At 71.3% G+C, this 19109-nt stretch carries 16 protein-coding genes; 7 read left to right on the forward strand and 9 right to left on the reverse strand.

What is annotated here, in order from left to right:
• The first annotated feature begins 115 nt into the window (after positions 1–115).
• Positions 116–715: a TetR/AcrR family transcriptional regulator gene (locus NE234_RS29835; RefSeq protein WP_252784030.1), complete on the forward strand. Its 600-nt coding sequence runs from the start codon at positions 116–118 to the stop codon at positions 713–715.
• A 208-nt stretch (positions 716–923) separates the two neighbouring features.
• Here the strand turns inward: NE234_RS29835 and NE234_RS29840 are convergent, their stop codons facing one another.
• A complete protein-coding gene (locus tag NE234_RS29840; protein WP_252784032.1) occupies positions 924–1595 on the reverse strand; it encodes a TetR family transcriptional regulator in 672 nt (223 codons plus the stop codon).
• 85 nt (positions 1596–1680) lie between these two features.
• Between NE234_RS29840 and NE234_RS29845 the strand changes: the two genes are divergently transcribed.
• Complete coding sequence (locus NE234_RS29845) at positions 1681–3108, forward strand: MFS transporter (RefSeq protein ID WP_252784033.1); 1428 nt, start codon at positions 1681–1683, stop codon at positions 3106–3108.
• Positions 3109–3234: 126 nt separating this feature from the next.
• On the opposite strand, the gene NE234_RS29850 is transcribed toward NE234_RS29845, so the two are convergent.
• The gene (locus NE234_RS29850) at positions 3235–4248 is read right to left on the reverse strand and encodes a type IV toxin-antitoxin system AbiEi family antitoxin domain-containing protein (protein ID WP_252784035.1); all 1014 of its coding nucleotides are present in this window, start codon (positions 4246–4248) and stop codon (positions 3235–3237) included.
• Between the two features lie 239 nt (positions 4249–4487).
• Here NE234_RS29850 and NE234_RS29855 point away from each other — a divergent pair, with 239 nt between their 5' ends.
• Positions 4488–5108 carry a pentapeptide repeat-containing protein gene (locus tag NE234_RS29855; protein ID WP_252784038.1) on the forward strand — a complete coding sequence of 207 codons (621 nt, stop codon included), beginning with the start codon at positions 4488–4490 and terminating at the stop codon, positions 5106–5108.
• Positions 5109–5169: 61 nt separating this feature from the next.
• On the opposite strand, the gene NE234_RS29860 is transcribed toward NE234_RS29855, so the two are convergent.
• The gene (locus tag NE234_RS29860; protein WP_252784040.1) at positions 5170–6366 is read right to left on the reverse strand and encodes a S8 family peptidase; all 1197 of its coding nucleotides are present in this window, start codon (positions 6364–6366) and stop codon (positions 5170–5172) included.
• A gap of 208 nt (positions 6367–6574) precedes the next feature.
• Between NE234_RS29860 and NE234_RS29865 the strand changes: the two genes are divergently transcribed.
• Positions 6575–7018 (forward strand): sterol carrier family protein, encoded by a 444-nt coding sequence (locus NE234_RS29865; protein ID WP_252784042.1) that lies wholly within the window; start codon positions 6575–6577, stop codon positions 7016–7018.
• Positions 7019–7054: 36 nt separating this feature from the next.
• On the opposite strand, the gene NE234_RS29870 is transcribed toward NE234_RS29865, so the two are convergent.
• Positions 7055–7618 (reverse strand): hypothetical protein, encoded by a 564-nt coding sequence (locus NE234_RS29870; protein ID WP_252784044.1) that lies wholly within the window; start codon positions 7616–7618, stop codon positions 7055–7057.
• A gap of 209 nt (positions 7619–7827) precedes the next feature.
• Positions 7828–8169, reverse strand: a complete 342-nt coding sequence (locus NE234_RS29875; RefSeq protein ID WP_252784046.1) for a DUF4190 domain-containing protein — start codon at positions 8167–8169, stop codon at positions 7828–7830.
• A 174-nt stretch (positions 8170–8343) separates the two neighbouring features.
• Here NE234_RS29875 and purF point away from each other — a divergent pair, with 174 nt between their 5' ends.
• From purF to NE234_RS29890, 3 genes are all read left to right on the forward strand, one after another.
• Positions 8344–9780, forward strand: a complete 1437-nt coding sequence (gene purF, locus NE234_RS29880) for an amidophosphoribosyltransferase (protein WP_252784048.1) — start codon at positions 8344–8346, stop codon at positions 9778–9780.
• Entirely contained in the window at positions 9777–10820 is a 1044-nt protein-coding gene (gene purM / locus NE234_RS29885) for a phosphoribosylformylglycinamidine cyclo-ligase (protein WP_252784050.1), read from the forward strand. Before purF ends, purM begins: the two co-directional genes overlap by 4 nt.
• Before the next feature lie 235 nt (positions 10821–11055).
• On the forward strand, positions 11056–11700 hold the full coding sequence (locus NE234_RS29890) for a SanA/YdcF family protein (protein ID WP_252784051.1): 645 nt from the start codon (positions 11056–11058) through the stop codon (positions 11698–11700).
• A gap of 43 nt (positions 11701–11743) precedes the next feature.
• On the opposite strand, the gene NE234_RS29895 is transcribed toward NE234_RS29890, so the two are convergent.
• From NE234_RS29895 to NE234_RS29910, 4 genes are all read right to left on the reverse strand, one after another.
• A complete protein-coding gene (locus tag NE234_RS29895; RefSeq protein ID WP_252784054.1) occupies positions 11744–13231 on the reverse strand; it encodes a SulP family inorganic anion transporter in 1488 nt (495 codons plus the stop codon).
• A gap of 27 nt (positions 13232–13258) precedes the next feature.
• Positions 13259–13864: a carbonic anhydrase gene (locus tag NE234_RS29900; protein ID WP_252784056.1), complete on the reverse strand. Its 606-nt coding sequence runs from the start codon at positions 13862–13864 to the stop codon at positions 13259–13261.
• A gap of 231 nt (positions 13865–14095) precedes the next feature.
• Positions 14096–14440, reverse strand: a complete 345-nt coding sequence (locus NE234_RS29905) for a hypothetical protein (protein WP_252784058.1) — start codon at positions 14438–14440, stop codon at positions 14096–14098.
• A gap of 310 nt (positions 14441–14750) precedes the next feature.
• The gene (locus NE234_RS29910; protein ID WP_252784060.1) at positions 14751–18929 is read right to left on the reverse strand and encodes a carboxypeptidase regulatory-like domain-containing protein; all 4179 of its coding nucleotides are present in this window, start codon (positions 18927–18929) and stop codon (positions 14751–14753) included.
• Between the last annotated feature and the right edge of the window lie 180 nt (positions 18930–19109).

The raw sequence follows: 19109 nt of genomic DNA on the forward strand, positions 1-19109 counted from the left end.
CTCGGCCGCCGGCACGCTCGCGCACCGGCGACTTCTGTGTGAGCGTTCAAGAAGTCCGTCGGCCGTCACCGTACGGCATTTTGTGCGTACGGTCAAAAAGTCGTACCTTGAGGCCATGGCACGGACAGGACGCCCCCGCGAATTCGACAAGGACCAGGCTCTGGAGCGCGCGCTCCTCCTGTTCTGGGCTCGGGGCTACGGAGCGACCTCCGTCCAGGACCTCGTCGACGCGCTGACCTTGGAGCGGGGCAGCCTGTACGGCGCCTTCGGCGACAAGCGGAGCTTCTACCTGGCGGCGGTCCAGCTGTACTGGGACACCTACGAGCGCGGGCTGATCACGGCGCTGGAGACCGGGCCGGTGCTGCCGGCGCTGCGCGAGGTGCTCGCCAACCCGGCCCGGGCCCAGGAGTACGCCTCCGACGTCGGCGTGCCGCAGGGATGCATGATCGGTAACACCACCGCCGAACTCGTCCCACAGGATGCCGAGGCCCGCGAGATCGTGGCCCGCGCGCACGCTCGCTTCATCCAGATCGTCGCTGACGCCCTGCGGCGCGCGCAGGCCGATGGCGAGGTCACCCGGGCCGCCACCCCCGAGGCCCAGGCGCAGCTCCTGCTGTTCACCGTCCAGGGCCTTTCCCTGGTCTCCCGCGCGGGACTCGACACGGCCAACGCGTTCGCCGCCGTCGATGCCCTGATCGACGCCCTTCGCGCCTAGGGTCTGCCTCAAAGCCCCGCCGTCCTACGGACGGGGACACTGAGGCAGGCCCTGACGCCGCGGCGACCGGCTGCGGGAACCGGGTCGGGGTCGCCGCGGAGGCCGGCGGCACTGGCGGCGCTCGCTCGCTCGCCCGGTGCGGTGGGCGGCCGGGTCCTCGCGCCGAGCGGTCATCCGGGGCGGCGGGTGACCGTGCCCTGTCGGGAGGTCAGCCGTTCGGGGCCAGTGCCCGGACGCCCGCCACGAACAGGTCGACCCCGAGGGCGACGTCGGCGTCGGACTCGTCGATGGAGGCGAGCGCGGTCGCCGCCTTCACCAGGTGGCCGTACCGCTCGGGGGACAGCGTCTCGAACATGACGCGTTTGCGCCGGAGGGCGTCCGCCATCTCCTCGGAGGTCATCTTCGGCGGCATCTTCGGGTCGCCGACCGCCAGCATGGTCGCCGTGCGCAGGCCGTAGCGGCTGATGGCGGCCGCCTGCTCGGCGGTGAACCCGCCCTCGGCGAGGAGCGCCAGGGCCACCTCCATCGAGTCGTAACAGTACGGGGCGGCCTCGAGGTTCGCGGTCATCATCAGCTGGGCCGCACTGGGATGCGTGCGCAGCACGAACACCACGGACGTCATCAGGACGTGCAGCCGGGCGTGCCACGGCGCCTCCGGGTCGACGTCCGGGTCGACCAGTGACCACAGCCGGTTGACGAGCGCGGTCTGCAGCTCGTCCTTGTTCTTGAAATGCCAGTACAGCGCCATCGGTGTGACGCCGAGCCGCTGGGCGAGCCGCCGGATGGTCAGCCCGTCCAGGCCCTCCTCGTCGACGAGCGCGAGCGCGCCGTCCACCACCGTCTCCCGGCTGAGCCGGGTTCGTTCGTCTGTCGCGGCCACTTGACAACTATACGCCGTACAAGCAAGCTTCCCTATACGGCGTACATGTACGTCGTATAAGAACGATGTACAGGAGCGGGAAGCGATGGAATCGAGTCGACGCTGGTGGACCCTGACCGGGGTCGCGCTGGCCACCTTCATGACCTTTCTGGACAACAACGTCGTCAACGTGGCGCTGCCGTCGATCCAGCGCGACCTGCACCTGACGCTGTCCGGGCTGGAATGGATCGTCAGCAGCTACATCCTGGTCTTCTCCGGCCTGATGCTCGTCGGCGGCAGGCTCGGCGACGTGTACGGCCGCCGCCGGCTCTTCATCACCGGGCTGGCGCTGTTCACCGGCGCGTCACTGCTCGCCGGGCTCGCGAACAGCGAGAGCATCCTGATCACGGCCCGCGTCCTGCAGGGCGTCGGAGCATCGTTGTCGGTGCCGTCGACGCTGGCGATCATCTCCTCGACCTTCCCCGACGCGCGGGAACGGAGCAGGGCGGTCGGCGTGTGGAGCGCCGTCAGCGCGCTCGCCCTGGCGCTCGGGCCGCTCACCGGCGGCTTCATCAGCGACCACTGGCACTGGGGCTGGATCTTCCTCATCAACGTGCCGGTGGGCGTGGCGACGATCGCCATCATCGCGGTCTCCATGCGCGAGACCACCGAGGACGTACGCCGCCGCCTGGACCTCCCGGGCCTGCTGACCTCCGCGGTGACCCTGCTGTCCGTCACCTACGCGCTGATCGAGGGATCGGACCGCGGCTGGACGTCCGCGCTCATCCTGGGTGCCTTCGCCCTCGCCGCGGTCACCGGGGCGGTGTTCATCGTGCTCGAGACCCGCGCCGCCGACCCGATGGTGGACCTGTCGCTGTTCCGGAACCGGGTCTTCAGCGGCGGCGTCGGCGCCATGGTCCTGTGGGGCTTCGGCGTGATGGGCGTCTACCTGTTCACGGCCATGTTCCTGCAGAACATCCTGGGCTTCTCCCCGACCAAGGCGGGCGCGTCGATCATTCCGATGGCGCTGATGATGATCGTCATCGCGCCGTTCGCCGGGTCCGTCGCGCGCCGCCTGGGTACGCACCTCACCGTCGCCGCCGGCCTCACCCTCAACGTCGCCGGCCTGGTCATGGTGTCCTTCGTCGGCGAGGGCGCCCACTTCCTCGATCTGATGCCGTCCTTCGTCCTCTTCGGGATCGGCTCCGGCCTGACGATGATGCCGCTCACCGACGCGGTGATCGGGGTGCTCCCGTCCGACCGGGCCGGCGCCGCCTCCGGCGTGCTCAACGCCACCCGTGAGGTGGCCGGCCTCCTGGGCGTGACGATCATCGGCGCGATCCTGACCTCCCGCCAGTCCGCCGCCCTGCGCGGCGGCTCCACGCCGACCCACGCCTTCCTGGCGGGCTACCAGCTCGCCCTGCTGGTCGGCGCCGCGATCGTCTTCATCGGCGTCCCGCTCAGCCTGTACGCCCTGCGCACCGGCCGGAGCGCGCCGCGGGAGACGGAGCCGGTGCTCGAGCCGGTGGCCTGACCCCTTATTCCAAGATCCCTGGCGTCCGCCGCCGGTAGAGGGCGGCGGACACCAGGGATCTGTGAGTCTTGGGCGGCGGTGTGGGCGGAGTGCTGTCAGGCTCGGTGCCCGGCCTTCCGTAGGCGGTCACGCGGCGCTCCGCCGGAAGAGACAGTCGGTACGAGCGCAGGGCCGGGGCCGACCGGTCCAGCCGTTCCTGCTCAGGACGAGGGCGACCTGGGCGGCGACGTGACACGGGCGCTCGGTGACGTCATGCCAGCCGTAGCGCAGCGGATCCCGTCCCTCGACGACGGCCGCGTTGTCGCGGCTCATATCCTGGAACATCCTGGTCTGCCGGTGGACCCGGCCGTCCAGGTGCACGACCGTCGCGTGCCCGCCATAGTCGACATCGTCGTAGATCGTGCCGTCCCCGAGACTCCGCCTGAGCTGACGGCCGCCCGCCGGCAGCCCATGCGCACGCTCGACCTCCCGGTGGTAACGAAGCTCGAGCAGATTGTGCGCGCCGTCGGCGGCGTCATCCAGGGCGTACTGGAGCTCACGCCGGTGCCGGACCTTCTTCCGCGTCTGTAACGCCACCGCGAGCCGTTCCGACGTGGTGAGGCGGCTGCCGCAGGCACGGCTGAGCCAGTCGATGGCCGTGTCGAGGTCCGGAGCGGTCTGGGTGAGGTCCAGGACGGTGTCCTCGACGCGTGTGCGCGGGGGCGACTGCACGGGATGCCGCCTGTGGGCCAGGTGCATCGAGAAGTGCACGTGGATCCCCGGTGCCGCCACCGGGCGACGCCGTCCGTCCGGAACCGTCACGTGGATGACGGCGGAGGGCCGGTCGGTCAGGCCGTACAGCTCGGCGGCGGTCTCATGGCTGAGCACGGCGTCGGGGGAGTGCCGGACACCGGGCTCGAGGCGGGGCCTGCGGCTGCACGCCAGGACCGCCGCCCACAACTCCGCGGTACGTCCGAGGTCGCCGCTGAACGTCGCGTGAACGCCCGGATGCCGGACCGTCCACCGGCCGGAGCCGAGGAGGGTGCGGATGGCGCTGTCCGGCACCCCGTGTTCGCGGAGCTGCCACCGTGTCACCACTCCGGCCTGCGCTCGAATGAGCGCGACCAGGTCGGGCCCCATCGGCGGACGACGTCTCGGCATGCCCACCACATTGGCCGATTCCGGGGTGCCGCAGCAGTTCCGAACGCCATTTTGTGGACGACGGCGTCCTAACAGGCACGACCTACTGGCGATCGCTGCGCTCTAGCCGCACTGTTCGCCAGGGATCTCGTCGTTCCGCAGCCCTCTGACGCGCACCCGCGGCGAGGTCGTGGCAAGGCCGTTTCTGTCGGTGACCTCGGGTAGCGTCGCGCGGACGCGCAGCCGAGGAGCGGAGGACCATGGCCGAGCGCAAGCACGGACGGCCCGCGCCGCCCATCGAGAGCACCGTCCGCTCCGAGGACTGGGACGGCCGGGACCTGTCCGGAGAAGAGCACACCCGCGTGGAGTTCGTCGACGTGGACCTGACCGAGACGTCGGGCCGGGGCGCGGTGTTCACCGAGTGCGTGTTCCGGGCCGTCCGGTTCAACGTCTCCTCGTACACGGACGCGGCCTTCATCAACTGCACGTTCGTCCGGTGCTCGTTCTTCGACGCCACCCTCACGGGGTGCAAGCTGGTCGGCAGCGTGTTCGACGGCTGCACCTACGGCCTGTTCACGGTGGAGGGCGGCGACTGGTCCTTCACCGGTCTGCCGGGAGCCGACCTGCGGGGGTCCTCGTTCCGCAGGGTACGGATGCGGGAGGCCGACCTCACGGGCGCGCGGCTGCAGAAGGCGTCGTTCCGCGATGTGGACCTCTCCGGCGCGTGGCTGCAGAAGGCGGACCTGTCCGAATGCGACCTGCGCGGCAGCGACCTGTCGTCGCTGGACCCGCACGCCACCTCCCTGACCCGCGCGGTGATCGACCCCTACCAGGCGATCGTCATCGCACAGGCCCTCGGCCTCGAGGTGAAAGAGGCCTGAGCCCGGCCGTACGTGAAGAGGCCGCCGTCCCGTCGGGCGGCGGCCTCTTCACGTGGTCACGTCAGAGGGTGCTCTTGTAGAGCAGGCGATTGTGGGTGCTCGTCTTGTTGTGGATGATGACGTTGTTCGTGGCGTGGTCGTGCATCCACGTCTGGATGGTGCCGAAGGACTTCTGGCCGTACGCCGACTTGTACAGCGCCGCGACGCCGGCGACGAACGGCGACGCCATGGAGGTGCCGTCCATGAACGCCGTGCCGCCGGGGTAGGTCGACTTGATGCCGTAGCCGGGGGCGTAGATGTCGACGCACTTGCCGTAGTTGCTGAACGTGGCGCGCTTGTCCTTCGACGTGCTCGCCGCGGCGGCCTCGACGCTCGCCGCGCTGGCCGGGGAGTACTTGCAGGAGTCGGCGCTGTCATTCCCGGCGGCCACCGCGACGAACACGCCGGACTTCGAGAGCGCCGTCACCGCGTTGTTCAGGGCCGTGGACTTCGGCCCGGCCAGCGAGAGGTTGGCCACCGACAGCTTGGCGTGGTGCTTGGTCACCCACTTGACGCCCGCGATCACGTCGGAGTACTCCCCATCGCCGTTGCAGTCCAGCACCTGCACGGCGTGCAGCCTGACGCCCTTGGCGACCCCGTAGGTCTTCGACCCGATGATCCCCGCCACGTGCGTGCCGTGGCCTTCGCAGTCCCCCTTGCGGCCGTACACCGAGTCCGCGCGGCCCTGGAACTGGCTGAGGGTCGTGTCGATGCCCGTGTCGATGACGTAGGCGTCGACGCCGGCACCCGTGTGCGTGTAGGTGTACGAGTGCGACAGCGGAAGCTTGTGCTGGTCGATGCGGTCCGGGCCCCAGTTCGGGTTCTTCTGGGTGGTCGACTTGGGGGGCGGCGGAGTCGTCGGGGGCGGGGTGGTCGAGGGGGTCGGCGTGGGGGTCGGCGTGGGGGTCGGCGAGGTGGCCTGGATGTGGACCTTCTGGTCCTGCTCGATGGCGGCGACGTTCGGGTCGCTCTGCACCTTCTTGAGCTGAGCCGGCGTGAGCTTCGCGGCGAAGCCGTCGCCGTAGTCGTGGATTCGCTTGAAGCCGGACAGCTTCGACGAGTGAACGCCGGCGTGCTTCAGCGTGACGATGTACTGCCCGGGAACCGCGGCGGCGGAGACGGAGGCGGAGGCCACGGCGACGTGCGGCGTCGGCTCGTTGATGGCGGCGTACGCCGGGACCGCGGCCGCGGCCAGCACGACGACGGAGGATGTGATCACGAGTCTTCTGGCTCGGACCCTCACAGGGGGGCTCTCCTTAGATCGGGGGGCGTGCGCCGGGAGGGGGCACCGGCTGCGAAAAGCCAAACTGCCACAAGACCGTACTCCTGTGGCATAAGAGATTAAGTGGCACATGCGTGACTAGGGCAATTTAGCGGGTCGAACGGGGGAAGGGGTGTCGTTCGAACCCGGTAGCGTCTGTCCCGTCATGGCCAAACCCACAGCCGAGCGGCTGCGCGCCGCGCTCGACGACCAGCTCGCCGCACTCGGCGAGGAGCCCTACGCCGGTCCGGCCACTCGCCTCGCGGACGCCCTCGTCGACGCGGTCGTCACCGCGTACGCCGCCGGTGCCGAGCCCGAGCGCGCCGCCGCGCGCCTGGCCGTGAAGCTGCTGCTGGACCGCCTCGCCGGGCAGGCACCGGGCAAGTCGGTGGAGGTGCGCGTGCCTCCGTACGCCGCCGTGCAGTGCGTGGAGGGTCCTCGCCACACGCGCGGCACGCCCCCGAACGTCATCGAGACCGACCCGAAGACCTGGATCCTGCTCGCGACCGGCCGGCTCGCCTGGGCGGACGCCGTCGACCGGATCTCCGCGAGCGGTTCGCGGGCCGACCTGTCGCCGTACCTGCCGGTCGACCCGTACGGACGCCGGTAGGGGCGCGCAGCCTCCTGCGGCGGGCCCTGAGCCGGGTCAGTTCCGGTCGAGCAGTTCCAGCCGCTCGGCCATCGCGGCGAAGAGCGCCTCGTCCTCGTCGGGGACGGTCGAGCCGCACCCCAGGCAGAACGTCACGGCGTCCTCGACGACGAAGTACTCGCTCACGTGCCAGCTCCGGCCGGCGTCATGCCGTACGCAGTCCAGCCGCGTGCCGGCCCGCCCGGCGACGGTCACCTCGCTGACCGCGAAGTCGGCGAAGCGCAGTTGCGCGAGCGAATGTCGCACGCCCTCGGCGATCTCGGCGGCGGAGCGCCCGGGCCGGGTCGGCTGCCGGAAGACGATCAGGCTGTGCCGCCGGTCCCGTGGGTCGACGAACCGGGCGGTCTCCCAGGGGCTGTTCCGGAGGTTCGGCTCCCGTTCCTGCCAGTCCCGGGGGACCTGGACGGCGTAGCCGAAGTCGGGTTTCTCGATGCGCTGCCACTCCACGGACTGCTCCTCGGCTTCCGTACGTCGAAGGTGCCTGAGGGCAGCGGTGTAGGACTCGCCCGTACGCCGGGCGCGCTCGCGGACGCGTCGTTTGAAGTTCTTGTTCGCTGTCATCTCGGGCCCTCGACACCACGATGCCCGACCCCCGGCGTACGAGCCCGTGGCGGGCGGATGACCAGCGATCCGAGGATGGGATCCCCTTTGCCTCCACCGGGCGGCCCTGCCGGGGAGGGCCGAAGGAGGTTGGGCGGTGGATCGACGCCCGCCGTCATGCTCGCCTCGCGGACCTGCCTTGTCAAGGAACGCCCGGTTTCGTTCCCTCGTCAGGGGGTCGGGCGGGGCTTCAGGAAGGGGACACGCTCCTGGAGGCACCGGTCGCGGTCCGCCTTCGTGGGGTAGCGGGTCCGGTCCGCGCAGGGTTCGATGCGGCCGTAGAACCACACGGCGAAAACGATCGCGATGATGAGCGTGACCGCCGACAGGACGATCCCCGCGACCGCCATGCCGCGGCCGTTCCGCTGGACGACCGCGACGATGCCGATGACCAGGCCGACGATGGCAAGGATCACGCCGATCCCGCACAGCAGCAGCGTCAGCAGCCCCGCGATCCCGAGCACCAGCGCGGCGATGCCCAGCCCTCTGCGCTGCGGCTGCGTCTCGCGCATCGGCGGATACATTCCGTGATCACCCCCGCGCCCATCGTGCTCGATCGGCGGGCGGCCGGTCGCCCCGGCGCGCCGGTCACCGTGGCGTCGGCGGATTCCGGCGGGACCGGTGATCGGGCGAAGTCCCGTCCGGTATGGGCGGGAGCTCGGCGAATGCCGCACTACACTGGGCGTGTGCCGCATGGAGACGGACGTCTGAGTCACGACCTCGACCCCCGTGATCGAAGCCCCCAGGACGCCTGCGGGGTCTTCGGCGTGTGGGCGCCCGACGAAGAGGTCAGCAAGCTCGCCTACTTCGGGTTGTACGCCCTTCAGCACCGCGGCCAGGAGTCGGCCGGCATCGCGGTCAGCGACGGCGCCCGGATCGTCGTGTTCAAGGACATGGGGCTGGTGTCCCAGGTCTTCGAGGAGCCCGTGCTGAACACCCTGCGCGGGCACATCGCGGTCGGTCACTGCCGCTACTCGACGACCGGGTCCAGCGTCTGGGAGAACGCCCAGCCGACGTTCCGCTCGACCGAGACCGGCAGCCTGGCCCTCGGCCACAACGGCAACCTGATCAACACGCCGGAGCTGGCCGCGCGCGTGCCGGCGGGTCAGCTGACCGCCACGACCGACACCGAGGTGCTCACCGCCCTGCTGGCCGACGGGGAGGGCACCGTCGAGGAGACCGCGCTGAAGGTGCTGCCGCTGGCCCGCGGCGCCTACTCCCTGGTCTTCATGAACGAGCGCACGCTGTACGCCGCGCGCGACCCGCAGGGCATCCGCCCCCTCGTGCTCGGCCGCCTCGACCACGGCTGGGTGGTCGCCAGCGAGACCGCGGCCCTGGACATCGTCGGCGCGACGTTCGTCCGCGAGGTCGAGCCCGGCGAGCTGATCGCGATCGACGAGGCGGGCGTGCGGTCCACGCGGTTCGCCGTCGCCGAGCCGAAGGGCTGCCTGTTCGAGTACGTCTACGTGGCCCGGCCCGACACCTCGATCGCCGGCCGCAGCATCCAGGCCACCCGCGTCGACGTGGGCCGCCGCCTGGCCCGTGAGCACCCGGTCGAGGCCGACCTGGTGATCCCGACACCGGAGTCCGGCACGCCCGCCGCGATCGGGTACGCCGAGGAGTCCGGCATCCCGTACGGCCAGGGCTTCGTCAAGAACTCCTACGTCGGCCGGACGTTCATCCAGCCGTCGCAGACGATCCGCCAGCTCGGCATCCGGCTCAAGCTCAACCCGCTGCGCGAGGCCATCGAGGGGAAGCGCCTGATCGTCGTCGACGACTCGATCGTGCGCGGCAACACCCAGCGGGCGATCGTGAAGATGCTCCGGGAGGCCGGGGCCAAGGAGGTGCACGTTCGCATCTCCAGCCCGCCGGTCGCCTGGCCGTGCTTCTACGGCATCGACTTCGCGACCCGCGCCGAGCTGATCGCGGGGAACCTCTCGGTCGAGGAGATCCGGCAGTCCCTCGGCGCCGACTCGCTCGGCTACATCTCCCTCGACGAGCTGATCGCCGCGACGCAGCAGGACAAGAACAAACTCTGCCGCGCCTGCTTCGACGGCGTCTACCCGATCGACGTCGCCGACGACGCCCGCGGCAAGCACCTGCTCGAAGAGGCCCGCCGGTGACCGACGAGTCCACCGGGACGTCCTACGCCGCCGCCGGCGTGGACATCGCGGCCGGCGAGCGCGCGGTCGAGCTGATGAAGTCCCGCGTCGCGGCATCCCACCGGCCGGAGGTCGTCGAGGACGTCAGCGGCTTCGCGGGCCTGTTCGACGTCTCGGCGCTGAAGCGGTTCGAGCGGCCTCTGCTGGCCACCTCCACCGACGGCGTCGGCACCAAGGTCGACCTCGCCCGGCGCCTCGGGGTGTACGACACGATCGGCCACGACCTCGTCGGAATGGTCATCGACGACCTGGTCGTGTGCGGCGCCGAGCCGCTGTTCATGACCGACTACATCGCCTGCGGGAAGGTCGTCCCCGATCGGATCGCCGCGATCGTCGGCGGCATCGCGGAGGGCTGCGCGCTGGCGGGCTGCGCCCTGGTCGGCGGCGAGACCGCCGAGCACCCGGGGCTGCTCGGGCCGGACGAGTTCGACGTGGCCGGGGCGGGCACCGGCGCCGTCGAGGCGTCCAAGGTCCTGGGCCCGCACCGGGTACGCCCCGGTGACGTCGTGCTGGGCCTGGCCTCCTCCGGGATCCACTCCAACGGCTACTCCCTGGTCCGGCACATCCTGCGCGAGACCGGCCTGGAGCTGGAGGCGACGCCGCCGGAGCTGGACCGGACGCTCGGCGAGGAGCTGCTCACCCCGACCCGGATCTACGCCAAGGACTGTCTGGCCCTGATCGACGCCGCCGAAGTGCACGCGTTCGCGCACATCACCGGCGGCGGGCTCGCCGCCAACCTCGCCCGGTCGCTGCCGAGCGGGTGCGACGCCGTCCTGCGGCGCTCCTCCTGGACGCCGCCGCCGATCTTCGGGCTGCTGGAGGCGTACGGCCGGGTGCCGCGGGCGGAGATGGACAAGACGTTCAACATGGGCGTCGGCATGGCCGCCGTCGTGGCCGCGTCGGACGCCGACGCCGCGCTGCGGACCGCGGCCGAGCGCGACCTGCCCGCCTGGGCCCTCGGCGAGATCGTCGAAGGCACCGGCCAGGCCCGCCTCATCTGACCGATGACACCGGCCGGGCCCGCGCCTCATCTGATCGAAGGACCCGGCCAGGCCTCGCCTGATCTGATCGAAGGACCCGGCCGGGCCCCCTCGTCTGACCAGGAGACCGGCCAGGTCCGTCGCGCCTGACCGAAGGGACCGTCAGGGCGGATCCGGTGGCTGCGCGAACTCGGCGGCCGATTCGGGCATCTTCTCTGGTATGAGGCGGTTCTGGAGTGGCGTCTGGCGGTGCAGGGTGCCACTGGCCGTCCTCGGTGCGCTCGCCGGGTACGCGCTGTACCTGCCCGGTGCGTGGATGTACGCCGAGGCGGGCCGCTACCGGACGGACCTCGCGCACGCTCCCCGGATCACCGTCGGGATGATCTTCGGGGCGGGCGCCGAGAACGGTAAGCCGTCCCGGATGCTGTACGAACGGCTGAAGCTCGGCGCGGCGCTGTACCGCGCGGGCAAGGTCCGGGTCCTGCTCGTCACCGGCGACAACAGCCGCAAGGACTACGACGAGCCGTCGGTCATGCGCGACACCCTGATCGCCCAGGGCGTGCCGCAGACGCGGATCGTGCTGGACTACGCGGGCTTCAGCACCTGGGACTCCTGCGCCCGCGCCAAGAAGATCTTCGGCGTGGACCGGGCGATCCTCGTCACCCAGAACTTCCACCTGCCGCGCGCCCTCACCCTGTGCCGTGCCGCGGGCATCGACGCCTGGGGCGTCGGCGACGACAGCGGCCGGTACGCCGCCACGGCCACCGAGTCCCTGTACGTCCGGGAGATCCCGGCCGTCCTCAAGGCGACGTACGAGGTCGCGCTGCGTCCCCGGCCGTACTATCTCGGCCCGCGCGAGGCCGGGATCCGCCGGGCGCTCGAAGCGGCGGGGGGAGACTGAGCAGGCCGGTCAGGGCTGAGGAAGAGCCCTGACCGGCCAGGTCTCACCCGGTGCCGGCCGGTTCCGCGATCCGTACGGAGGAGGCCTCGTCCCGTTCGCGATGCTGGGCGGCCCAGGACTCCAGCGCCGTACGGCAGGCATGGTCGAGGTGGCGCAGGCCGGACAGGTCGAGGTCGACCGCCCGGCCGTGCGGGATCCTCTCCAGGGCGTCGAGCACCTTGGGCAGGCGCAGGAACGTCGCGTTCCCGGTGAGCCGGATGACGAGCGGGTCGGCTCGGTTGTCCACATGGATGTGGATATCCGAGACGTCCCATGCCGTCTTCACCACGGCCAGCAGCAGACCGATGAGCACGCCCTCGAACAGGTTCGTGACGACGATCGCCACCGCCGTGCCGGTCAGGACGATCGCCTCGCCGCGCTCGGTCCGCCAGAGCCGGCCGACCTCCCGCAGCGACAGCAGCTTCCACCCCGCGTGCACGAGGATGGCGGCCAGGGCGGTCACCGGGATGTAGCCCAGCGCCACCGGGAAGATCGCCGTGAAGGCCAGCAGCCAGACCCCGTGCAGGATGCGGGACGCCTTCGTACGGGCGCCGGCCTGCACGTTCGCGGCGCTCCGTACGATGACGGCGGTCATCGGCAGGGCGCCCAGCAGCCCGCAGACCGTGTTGCCGGCACCCTGCGCCATCAGCTCCCGGTCGTAGTGGGTGCGGGGACCGTGGTGCATCCGGTCGACGGCCGCGGCGCTGAACAGGCTCTCCGCCGAGGCGATCAGTGCGAACGCCACCACGGTGCCGACCGCGCCGACCGACAGCAGCCCGCCGAGGTCGGCCGGGTTCGGCGGCTGGATCGAGCCGAGCAGGCCCTTGACCTCGATGCGTTTGACCGGCAGGTCGAAGGCGGCCGTGACCACGGTCGCGAGCGCCACCGCGACCAGCGCGCCCGGGATGACCCGCAGCCGCTTCGGCGCGTACTTCCAGCAGATGAGGATGACGAGCGTGCCGATGCCGATCCCGCCGGCGGCGAGGGCGGCCGGTTCGGTCGCCGAGTCGGTGAGCAGGTTCGGCAGCCCGGCGAGGTTGGCCATCGCCGCGCCGGGCGACCTGTTGTCGAACAGGCCGTGCACCTGGCCGGTCACCAGGACCAGCCCGATGCCGGCCAGCATGCCGTGCACGACCGAGATCGAGATCGCGCGGAACCATCGGCCCAGCCGCAGCGCGCCCATCCCGAGCTGGATGAGGCCCGCCGCGAGCACGATCAGCCCGAGGGACCGCAGGCCGTACTCCCGCACGGCTTCGAACACGAGCACGGTCAGACCGGCGGCCGGTCCGCTGACCTGCAGACTGCTGCCCGGCAGGGCGCCGGCGACCAGGCCGCCGACGATCCCGGTGATCAGGCCGAGCTCGGCCGGGACGCCGGAGGCGACCGCGACGCCGATGCACAGCGGCAGGGCGACGAGGAAGACGACGATCGATGAGAGAAGGTCCTGCCGGACGTGACGGAAGGCGCCACGTCCGGTGAAGGGCGGTGCCATGTTCACCTCGTTCCAGGGTCGGAAGGGTCAGAGCGGCAGGAAGACGCCGGTGTCCGGGCGGTGGGCGCTGACGACGCCGGTGTCGATCGCGTAGAACCAGGCGTGCAGCGCGAGCCGGCCGTCCGCCGTCCGCGTCGCGACGCTCGGGTGGGTACGGAGCCGGTCGAGCTGGGTCAGCACGTGCCGCTGGACGGCGGAGGTGATCGCGGGTCCGTCGGCGTCGGCCACCGCGTCCCGTACGGGGTCGTGCGGCTCGGTGTGGGTGAGCCAGCGCCGGACCGTCGGAAGGGCGCTCAGGTCGTCGGCGCGCAGGAGCGCGCCCACGGCTCCGCAGTGCGAGTGCCCGCAGACGATGACGTTGGCGACCTCGAGCACCTCGATCGCGTACTCGATGGTGGCTGCCTCGGCGGTCCCCCGTTCGGCGTCGTGGACCGGGACGATGTTCCCGGCGGTGCGGAGTTCGAAGAGCTCCCCCGGACCGGCGCCCGTGATGAGCGTGGGGACCACGCGGGAGTCGGAGCAGGTGATGAAGAGCGCCTCGGGGCGCTGGCCCTCGGCGAGCCGACCGAGGTCCGTACGCCGGTCGGCGGCCCGCTCCGGGAAGAGACGGGCGTTGTCGATCAGCGACTGCATGGCACAGCCCTTTCTGTGGTCGCCGGCATGGAACCGGCGAGAACGGACGGGTACTGGCGAGCGTTCACGCGCACGCGAGGCACGGCGCTGGGCCGTCGCGGGCAGCGTCGATCAGGTGGTGTCGGTCAGATGACGTCGATCAAGGCGTCGATCAGGTGGCGTCGGCGACGATGCCGTCTGCGGAGAAAAGGGAGATCCCGGGCGGCGCTGGGTCGCCCTGGGCGGCGTCGATCAGCAGCGGAAGACCTGCAGCGACGCGGGAGTGCGTTCGTGCGGGTGCCAGGCGAGGCCGCGATCGCTGGTCGCGACGGCCGATCCGGCAGCCGAGCCGGTGGCCATGCCGGCGGTCGGCGCGGCCTGGCGGGTGTCCTGGTCGGGCGGCAGGCCCGGCATCCGGCGACGGCCGAGCGCGACGTGCGCGGTGACCGAGGCGGGGTCGGCCGACTCCTCGCCGGCGAGGTCGTCCTGCCCGGCCGCCGACGCGGCGGCTGCGGCGGGTGCCTGCGCGTGGCCGGCGGTCAGAAGGTCGGGACCGCCGAGGAACGCCAGCGCGATCAGCAGCACAGCTGCGATCAAGCCTCCGCGTGCCCTCAGCACGATGCCCCCCGACTCGGATCCTGACTGAATTGACCAAGGCCAGCCTAACCCGAGACCCTCCGTGATGAGGAGACCGCGTATGGTGCTGATTTGCCCGATGGCCAGCGACTTCTCGGTACGTCCTACCCCAATCTCGGGCGAATCCCCCCGCTCGGTCAGGGCGATTTAACGCGGAAGTTACACATCGTCCACGGACGGTGATCGCCGCGAGAAGGCGTACGGGCCGCGGGGAGACCCGCGGCCCGTACGCCTCATCTCGTGACCGGTTCACCGGTCGGGGCGGCTCCGCTCAGCCGCAGGCGCGATCCGGTTTGAGCGCGAAGTCGGCCGTCGTGGACGCCAGCTTCACGATCTTCACGGACCTGGTCTGCGGCGCCCAGCCGTCCTTGGCCGCGATCAGGGTGAGCGGGTTGTTGCGGACGTCGAGCCAGAGCACGTACTGGCCGTTCTTGTCGGTCTTGAGCGTGTAGCTCGCCGTCCAGCTGTCGATCTGCACGGTCGCCCCGGCCAGCGGCGCCGGTGCGCCGGTGCAGCCGGCACCCGTCACCGTCCCGGTGATCTTTCCCCAGGTCGAGGGCGGGTTCACCGTCAGCGTCACGGGCACGGAGGTCCCGCCGTACGGCGTCTTGGCGTCGACCGTCAGCTGGGCGGTGAACGTCCCCGGCTGGGTGATCGCGGCGACGCTCGCGTCGAACCTCACCGTGACCTTGGCGCTCTTGCCCGGCTGGATGGTCACCTCGGTCGGGTCCTCCGACAGCCACGGCACGTCCGCCGTCGCGACGCACTGGTCGTATCCGGGCAGGGTCTCGCCGCTCTTGACGGCGTTGAACCCGCCGGTGGAGCCTCCGATCTTGTACAGGCCGCAGGCGGCGCCGCCGCGGTACAGGGTGTTGTTGGAGTTGGGCAGGGCGGTCCACGAGTCGGAGTCGGGGTGGTAGGCGAAGCCCTGGTTGGTGAGCGTGCTCGTGCCGTTGGTCACGCCACCGGAGACGAGCAGCTGGCCGCCGGCCGTGGCGTAGCCCATCGCCCACAGGTCGATCGGCAGGTCGGCGATGGCCGACCAGGTCCCGCTCGACGGGTCGTAGGCGAAGGCGTGCCTGCTGCTGACGCCGGCCGACGAACCGCCCGCGCAGTACAGCTTCCCGCCGAGGCCGCCGCAGGCGAGCCAGGAGGTCTTCTCCGGGTACGCCGCCGCCGAGCTCCAGGAGTTCGCCGCCGGGTCGTACACCTGCACGTCGGTCGCGCCGCAGGCGTCCAGGCAGCCGCCCACGACATAGATCTTGCCGCCGAGGACGCCGACGCCGGCCCCGGCGTACGGCTTGGGGTTGTCCGCCCCGGCCGACCAGGCGCCGGTGGCCGGGTCGAAGACCTCCGTCTTGGCGACCGCGTCGCCGGTGGAGCTCCAGCCGCCGAGGACGTAGATCTTCCCGTCGACCGTCGCCGCCTGCGGGGCCTCCCGCCCGGTGCCCAGGTTCGCGATGGACGACCACGCCTGGCCGGCCGGGTCGTAGACGTACGCCTTGTTCAGGACGGACGTCGCGTCGACGCCGCCGAGCGAGTAGACCTTGCCGCCGGCGTTCACGACAGCGTTGTCCATGACCGCCGAGGGGTAGTCGGCGATGCTCGTCCACGGCGGCGCGTACGGCGCCGCGGCGGCCCTGGCGGCGGCCTGCGTACGGGCCGTGGCGCTCTTGTCCGGGCGGAACCGGCCCGCCGCGTAGTCTCCCTTCACCTTCTGCAGCGGCGCGCCCTGCGCCGCCGGGTGGTAGTCGCCGCTCTGCTCGCCGAGCTTGGCGGTCACGGGCGCCGAGCCGGTGTTCTTCAGGGTCAGGGTCGCGCTGCCCTGGCCCTGCCAGGCCACCGTCTTCGTCAGCTCGGTCGGCGTCACCGCGAGCCGGGGCGCGGCCAGCGTGAAGTCGGCCGCCGTCGCCCAGCCGGCCGCCACGTTCACGGTGGCGTCCTTGGCGGAGTAGCCGCTCGCCGACGCGGTGAACCTGTGGCTCCCGGTCACCGAGGAGAACAGCCAGTAGAAGCCGTCGCCGAGGTTCGGGTCGTCCGGCGTCGCCGCCGAGGTCGCCTTCTCCGCCGGCCGGTCGGCCGACGTCACGACGGCGCCGTTCACGCCCGCCCCGGTGTTGCCGTCGAGGACCTGGCCGACGACGAGGCCACCGGAGACCGGGTCGCACGTGCGCTCGCCGAGGAACACGTCGTCGACCTGCCACCAGTACCCGAACTTGCCGGTGAAGTGGAACCGCACCTGGACCGCGCTCTTGCCGGCCGCCGCCGACAGGTCGACCGTCTCCGTCCGCGGGCCGCGGGCGCTGGCCGCGTGGTGCGAGGCCGTCGTCCACGTCTGACCGCCGTCGACGCTGAGGTCGACGTCGCCGGCCTGGCCGGAGTAGTGGTAGTAGTCGCTGCGGAAGGACACGATCGGATGCGTCTTCCCGGTGAAGTCGAGGACCGGGCTGATCAGCGACGTGTCCTGGGTGTTGCCCGCGCCGTACTTGTCGCTGTCGACGATGGCGAAGCCGCCGGACCCGCCGGTCTTGTTCCCGCGCGCGCCCGGGTCGTCGAACACCCACGTCTGGCCCTTGCCGGCCTTGTCGTCGACCGTCCAGCCGGACGGCGCGGCGGTGCCGTCGAAGCCCTGCGTCGCGCCCGAGTAATTGAAGCCGTACCCGGGTGCGCTGCACGTCGTCTGGTCCACGAGCGTGCTGACGTCGTGCGTCGCGTCGGAGGACCCGACGCGCACGTCCTGAGAGTCCTGCCGGTAACCGGGGTACAGCGGGTCGACCTGCAGCGTGTACGTGTCGTCCGCGGGCAGGCTCAGGGCGTACCGGCCCGTCTTCGGATCGGTGTAGGCCACCGCGGTCGGCTCGTCCTTGACGCCCACGGTCGCGTACATCGGCCAGCCGTGGCCGGACCCGTCCCGTACGAGGCCGGTCACGTTGACGCGCGCCTTGGCGGTCAGCGCGAGGTTCTCGGTCACCGTCTGACCGTCGGCGACCTGCACGCCGCTCACGGTCCTGGCGGTGTAGCCGAACTTGCTCGCGGTCACGTCGTACGTTCCCGGCGGGACGCTGAGCGTGTAGTTCCCCTGGCCGTCCGTCGTGGTCGTGGCCTCGCCCGCCGTGACCTTGGCGGCGGCCAGCGGCGCCGCGCCGTCCGTGACCGTTCCGGTGACGATCCCGTGCGGCCCGGACCGGAACGCCCCGACGCCCTTCGGCGTGCCGAGCCCGGTCGGCCCGTCGTACCCGGTACCCGCCGTGCACAGGTACGCCGGGCTGCAACTGCCGTTCGACCCGCTGGTCACGTCGTTGAGGTCGCCCGGGTGGGCGTACGGCAGGGCGTTCGGCGAGGAGCCCGCCGCCGGCGTGCCCGCGAGCGCGTAGACCGAGGCGATGATCGGAGCGGACGCGCTCGTGCCGCCGTAGACATGCCAGCCGCCGTTGTAGACGGCGACGCCGGTGTTCGGGTCGGCCACCGCGGACACGTCGGCGATCGACCGCCGGGCACAGCCGCTGTCCTGCTGGAACGACGGCTTGGTCTCGTAGGCGGAGCAGCCGCTGCCCGCGCCGTCCCACACGCTCTCGGTCCAGCCGCGCGCGGAGGAGTCCTTGACGAGCGACGTGCCGCCGACGGCCGTGACGTTCGGCGACGCCGCCGGGTAGCTCGTGCCGTACCCGTCATCGCCGGTGCTGGCCGTGATCACGACGCCGGGGTGGTCGAAGTAGGCGTCGTCCGCCTGGCCCTCGTCGGAGCCCTCACCGCCGCCGTAGCTGTTGGAGACGAACTTCGCGCCCTGCGCGACCGCCTGGTTCACCGCCGCGCCGAGGTTGTCCATGTAGTTGTCGTCGGCCTCGACCAGCAGGATCTTGCAGCTGGGGCAGACCGCGCTGACCATGTCGACGTCGAGCGCGATCTCGCCGGACCATCCGGAGTCCGGCGGCGGATAGGTCGTTCCGCCGCGCTGGTCGATCTTCTTGAAGCAGCCGTTGGCGGTCGTGCACGCCGGCAGCCCGTACTGCTGCCGGTACACGGCCAGATCGGCCTCGGCGTTCGGGTTGTCGAACGCGTCGACGATCGCCACCGTCTGTCCCGCCCCGGTGTCCGGGAGGGCGTAGGCGCTGACCAGGTCGGCGGGCGCCCATCCGGCCGGGGTGCTGTTCGGCTGCACGCCCTTCGGGCCGATGGCGTCGTCGCGGACGAACGCCAGGCAGGCCATCTCCCCGGCCCGGCTCGGTTTCGCGCACGCCCGGCTGGTCGGATGGAGCCCCGGGGAGGTCGGGCCGGACGCCTTGGTGTGCGGTGCCGGCCGCTTCGCCGGGAGCCCGGACGCGGAGGCCGCCGGAACGGTGATCGCCGTGAGCACGGCCGTCATGAGCGCCACGATGAGGGCGCCCACGCGCCCGCCCACGAGGGGTGGGGGGAGGCGACGAGGCCGCCGCCGGGTGGGAGGTTGGGACATGTACGTCTCTCCTGGCGGGGGTGGCTGGGACCCGGATCGCGGGTCTCGAACACGCCGATCGTCGCCCAAGAGACGGTAAAGATCACGTCCGCATTTGGCCGAGAGTCAAGGTCATTGTCAGCTTGAAAACTCCCGAAAAAACGCTCAAAGCGTTAGGAGCTTACGAAGAGTGAGTTTTCG

Origin of the sequence: Actinoallomurus rhizosphaericola, assembly GCF_024055675.1 — a bacterium.
GTDB classification, from domain to species: domain Bacteria; phylum Actinomycetota; class Actinomycetes; order Streptosporangiales; family Streptosporangiaceae; genus Actinoallomurus; species Actinoallomurus soli.

Coding starts and splice junctions, on each gene's coding strand:
- NE234_RS29835 (WP_252784030.1), top strand. CDS start 116: ATGGCACGGACAGGACGCCCCCGCGAATTCGACAAGGACCAGGCTCTG.
- NE234_RS29845 (WP_252784033.1), top strand. CDS start 1,681: ATGGAATCGAGTCGACGCTGGTGGACCCTGACCGGGGTCGCGCTGGCC.
- NE234_RS29850 (WP_252784035.1), bottom strand. CDS start 4,248: ATGCCGAGACGTCGTCCGCCGATGGGGCCCGACCTGGTCGCGCTCATT.
- NE234_RS29855 (WP_252784038.1), top strand. CDS start 4,488: ATGGCCGAGCGCAAGCACGGACGGCCCGCGCCGCCCATCGAGAGCACC.
- NE234_RS29865 (WP_252784042.1), top strand. CDS start 6,575: ATGGCCAAACCCACAGCCGAGCGGCTGCGCGCCGCGCTCGACGACCAG.
- NE234_RS29870 (WP_252784044.1), bottom strand. CDS start 7,618: ATGACAGCGAACAAGAACTTCAAACGACGCGTCCGCGAGCGCGCCCGG.
- NE234_RS29875 (WP_252784046.1), bottom strand. CDS start 8,169: ATGCGCGAGACGCAGCCGCAGCGCAGAGGGCTGGGCATCGCCGCGCTG.
- NE234_RS29895 (WP_252784054.1), bottom strand. CDS start 13,231: ATGGCACCGCCCTTCACCGGACGTGGCGCCTTCCGTCACGTCCGGCAG.
- NE234_RS29900 (WP_252784056.1), bottom strand. CDS start 13,864: ATGCAGTCGCTGATCGACAACGCCCGTCTCTTCCCGGAGCGGGCCGCC.
- NE234_RS29910 (WP_252784060.1), bottom strand. CDS start 18,929: ATGTCCCAACCTCCCACCCGGCGGCGGCCTCGTCGCCTCCCCCCACCC.